The sequence below is a fragment of the Pseudoalteromonas sp. TB64 genome (assembly GCF_000498095.1).
Taxonomy (GTDB): Bacteria; Pseudomonadota; Gammaproteobacteria; order Enterobacterales; family Alteromonadaceae; genus Pseudoalteromonas.
Window position 1 is genome coordinate 1 of sequence record NZ_AUTQ01000044.1, and the last position, 3,750, is coordinate 3,750.

The window sequence follows — 3,750 nt, forward strand, 5'->3', positions numbered from 1 at the left end:
CCGTCTAGTGCCTCGCCAAGTGGGTTTATCACTCGCCCTAATAGCGCATTGCCAACCGCTACATCCATTACACGACCACTGCGGCGCACTTCATCCCCAGCTTGTAAGTGGGCGTATTCACCTAAAAGCACAACACCGACTTCTTTTTCATCAATATTAAACGCAATTCCAAGCACATTACCGGGAAATATAATTAGTTCCTCAAAGCCAACGCCAGGTAATCCCGACACCTTCGCAATACCCGTTGATACACTGGTAATGATACCAACTTCATGTAAGTTCAATTTTGAGTTAACTGTTTTTAGCCCTTGCTGAATGTGCTTAAACACATCACCAAACGCGTTTCTTAAACTGTGTATTTTTGTGTTTTTATTTTGAGTGTTTTCACTAAGGTCACTCATCACTTATCAACAGGTTGAGAAGTTGTAGGCTGAGCTGTTTTTTGTTTTAGTAACATATCAACTTCCTGCTCGATTGATTGTAAGTAATCGTCAATACTCCACACCAGCTTTTGTCCATTAACACATAACTCAATCCCGCTAATAAGGCTCTCATCGGTGGTGAATTTAATGGTAATATCTTTTGAAAACACAGTATTAATAGCATTCTTAAGTGCTAAACGCTGAGATTCAGTTAGCTCAAACGCACTTTGAATTAAGGCAGGTACAAATTCACTATTTGTATTTAGCGCCTGCGCTAAAGTGGTTTTTTTGTCGTCATCAAGCTTATATAAGCGGGCTGTAAACACCTCACATATTTGTTGTTCTAAAGTTGTTGATGCCAGTTCAGTTAAGGTTTTGCGACTAATAGCAAATACCTCTTGCTTAACTTTTCGACTTAAAGACTCCTTTAAATTATCAGTCTCTTTTACTATATTTTGTTGATATTTAGTGCCCCAGCTTTGGACTCTTTTTTGCGCCTCTAACATAAGTGTTTGCTCTGCTTGCTTAGCACTCACGCTTACTTGTTGCATCTTTTGTGTACGTTGTTGTTCAAACTCTTCATTTTTCAGAAAAAACTTTTCACGCTCCGCCAGTGCTTCATTTTGGTTTGTTTCAGCATCGTCTAACTCAGCGGCTATACGCTCTTCTCGCTTATCAATAGCGTGCAAAATTGGTTTATATAAATAGCGTTTTAGTAACCACACCAAAATTAAAAAATTAACCACTTGGGCTGCAACTGTAAACCAATCAATTAGCATGGTTTAACTTCCTGCAGCTTGTGCGATAGCGTAGTTCCAAAACGGATTGGCAAAAATAAGAATCATCGACACGACAAAACAGTATATTGCGGTCGATTCAATCATCGCAAGCCCTACAAAGAGCGTACGCGTAATAGTTGCTGATGCATCAGGTTGCTGTGCTAATGCACTCAATGCCGTTGCTACTGCTTTGCCTTCGCCAAGCGATGGACCTAAACAACCAAAACTAATTGTAATTCCTGAAATAACGATTGATGCCATTGCGATCATTGTCATGCTATCCATGTTCTCTCCAAGTATGATGTGTAGAAATACGTGATTAATTAACTCGTTGTTTGGCTGGTTTTACTGAGCGCGTAGCCGCAGCAATATAGACGGCGGCTAAAATAGTAAAAATATAAGCCTGTACTAAGCCTGTAAGCAAACCCAGTGCCGTCATTACGATTGGGAATATAAAGGGTGTAATGGTTAACAAAATGCCAATGATCATTGCCCCGCTCATCATGTTGCCAAATAACCGCACAGCCAGAGCAAGTGTCCGTGATAATTCGCTAATAATATTAAATGGCAACATAATAAAAGTAGGAGCCATATAAGATTTTAAGTAATTGCCAAGCCCTTGTTCACTGATACCAAATAAAGGCACTGCAATAAATACGGTGAGCGCCAGTGCTGCTGTAGTCGATAACGATGCCGTGGGTGGCTCATAACCCGGAACAATGGTAAACATGCTCGCGGTTACTAAAAATAAAAACAGTGTGCCTAAAAAGCCAAGGTATTTTTTAGCGTCATTCAAGCCTACGTCTTCAATTTGTTGTGTGATCCCCGTTACTATAATTTCTAAAAAATTTTGCCAACGAGAACGCTTTAACGTGGTTGAAAGCTTACGGGTTATCAATATCGAACTAATCACCAAAACCAACATTAAAACCCAAGTGAAAACGATGGTTGCATTGAGTTTTAAAAAACCATTTTGCCAATAAATAACCGTATCAGGACTCAGGTGCATGATGTGTCACCTTTGCTAAATGAGAGGTTGATGCAGTACGGGTAACATAAGTGGTAATAAAACGGGCTATCAAAAAGCTAAATAAACACAGTGGTAATTGCAACCAAGATCTTGATAATAAGTCACTCGTCATCACACTATAAAAGCCACTTAAAGTAATTCCCATGCGTATAAATAAACTCAGCACAACCCATAGCGCTGGGTGAGTCGATACCATACTTTTTTGCACCGTCCACCATAGGCCACCAAAAAATAAGGCACCAAGCATTAGACCTACACTAACAATAATTAATACGCCGACTAGCTCATGCATCTTCGTCATCCTTTTGCTGATTATCACCGTGTTGATCTTGATGTATCGCGCTGTCTTCTTTGCTCATCCAGTGCCACGCGTTAAAGCACCCAAGTGCTAAACCCGCAACCAATAAAGCCAATGTCCATGAATGATCGCTTTCATAATGCGAATCTATATACACACCTAAACTTGCACCAAGTATGGTAGGCACTGCAACCGACCAACCAATGAGGCCCATCATTCCTAAACCAAACCATATTTTTTGATGAGAGTTAAGCCTTGCTTTTAGCTTACGCTGGGCTTTTATTTCTACTTGTTCTGCAAGTGTTGATGAACTGCTTTGTGAGTCTTTTGAACCTAGGTCGTCTTTTTTGTTTGTCATAAATAAATAGCTTTTAGTGGTTAAAGTCGAAAACGATTTAAAAAGCTACTTTCTAATTTAGCCATCACTGTTCTTACTTGTTGTGCTTGTTCATTGAGTGCCAAAAACTCTTTATCTACAGCGCTGCGAAGTGTTGCCAGATCAGTACCTAATATGGCACTTCGCACCGATACCAGCACAGTGTTTCCTGTTTTAATTAATACGCCCTCATCTACGGCTACAAATATCTCACCGTCTTTTTCGCAATTAAATGTCAAAATACCTGGGGTTAGAGGCGCAATACAGTCAAGGCGATTGGGTAAAAATCCGTACGATCCTTCGCTTGTTTCGGCAACAACATGAGTCACATCATGCCTGTCGAAAAATATCTCATACGGCAGCAATAATTTAAGGTGTATCTGAGTTTGCGTCACCGCTTGTATCCTCATTATTATTTACTGTGGATTTTATTTTGACCTCACTTATGGCACCTATCATATAAAGTGCACTCTCTGGCACGTTTTTAAATTCATCATTTAAAATGCGTTCACACCCATCTAGCGCATCATCAAGGCTAACAAGTTTGCCTTTATAACTAGTAAATTGCTCTGTTGTAAAAAATGGCTGAGTAAGAAAACGCTCTAAACGCCTTGCGCGTCCAACAATGTTGCGGTCCTCAACTGATAACTGTTCAAGCCCTAACATAGCAATAATATCTTTGAGTTCATTGTATTGCGCTAAGGTGCTACGTACCTTTTGTGCAAGTAAGTAGTGGCGCTCTCCCACAACCCCGGGGCTCGCCATTTTTGAATTAGATTGCAGGGGATCTATAGCCGGAAATAATCCTTCGCTTGCGCGTTTACGAGAGAGCACAATAGAAGCCG

At 40.3% G+C, this 3,750-nt stretch carries 6 protein-coding genes and 2 pseudogenes; all 8 read right to left on the reverse strand.

The window, feature by feature from the left end:
* Nucleotides 1-401, reverse strand: a pseudogene (locus L647_RS0101215) (F0F1 ATP synthase subunit alpha); the annotation flags it as partial.
* Nucleotides 401-1,201, reverse strand: coding sequence for a F0F1 ATP synthase subunit delta (locus L647_RS0101220; RefSeq protein ID WP_024594209.1), 801 nt, complete (start codon nucleotides 1,199-1,201; stop codon nucleotides 401-403). The gene L647_RS0101220 and the pseudogene L647_RS0101215, both read right to left, overlap by 1 nt.
* 3 nt (nucleotides 1,202-1,204) lie before the next feature.
* Nucleotides 1,205-1,486: a F0F1 ATP synthase subunit C gene (locus L647_RS0101225; protein ID WP_010552606.1), complete on the reverse strand. Its 282-nt coding sequence runs from the start codon at nucleotides 1,484-1,486 to the stop codon at nucleotides 1,205-1,207.
* Between the two features lie 34 nt (nucleotides 1,487-1,520).
* Nucleotides 1,521-2,210: a F0F1 ATP synthase subunit A gene (locus tag L647_RS0101230; RefSeq protein WP_010552605.1), complete on the reverse strand. Its 690-nt coding sequence runs from the start codon at nucleotides 2,208-2,210 to the stop codon at nucleotides 1,521-1,523.
* Nucleotides 2,194-2,523, reverse strand: coding sequence for an ATP synthase subunit I (locus L647_RS0101235; protein ID WP_010552604.1), 330 nt, complete (start codon nucleotides 2,521-2,523; stop codon nucleotides 2,194-2,196). The genes L647_RS0101230 and L647_RS0101235 overlap by 17 nt, the downstream gene beginning before the upstream one ends.
* Nucleotides 2,516-2,887 carry an AtpZ/AtpI family protein gene (locus L647_RS0101240; protein ID WP_024609582.1) on the reverse strand — a complete coding sequence of 124 codons (372 nt, stop codon included), beginning with the start codon at nucleotides 2,885-2,887 and terminating at the stop codon, nucleotides 2,516-2,518. Before L647_RS0101240 ends, L647_RS0101235 begins: the two co-directional genes overlap by 8 nt.
* A 20-nt stretch (nucleotides 2,888-2,907) precedes the next feature.
* Nucleotides 2,908-3,300 carry a F0F1 ATP synthase subunit epsilon gene (locus L647_RS0101245; protein WP_024609583.1) on the reverse strand — a complete coding sequence of 131 codons (393 nt, stop codon included), beginning with the start codon at nucleotides 3,298-3,300 and terminating at the stop codon, nucleotides 2,908-2,910.
* Nucleotides 3,275-3,750 (reverse strand): annotated as a pseudogene (locus L647_RS0101250) (F0F1 ATP synthase subunit beta); the annotation flags it as partial. The gene L647_RS0101245 and the pseudogene L647_RS0101250, both read right to left, overlap by 26 nt.

Coding starts and splice junctions, on each gene's coding strand:
- L647_RS0101220 (WP_024594209.1), bottom strand. CDS start 1,201: ATGCTAATTGATTGGTTTACAGTTGCAGCCCAAGTGGTTAATTTTTTA.
- L647_RS0101225 (WP_010552606.1), bottom strand. CDS start 1,486: ATGGATAGCATGACAATGATCGCAATGGCATCAATCGTTATTTCAGGA.
- L647_RS0101230 (WP_010552605.1), bottom strand. CDS start 2,210: ATGCACCTGAGTCCTGATACGGTTATTTATTGGCAAAATGGTTTTTTA.
- L647_RS0101235 (WP_010552604.1), bottom strand. CDS start 2,523: ATGCATGAGCTAGTCGGCGTATTAATTATTGTTAGTGTAGGTCTAATG.
- L647_RS0101240 (WP_024609582.1), bottom strand. CDS start 2,887: ATGACAAACAAAAAAGACGACCTAGGTTCAAAAGACTCACAAAGCAGT.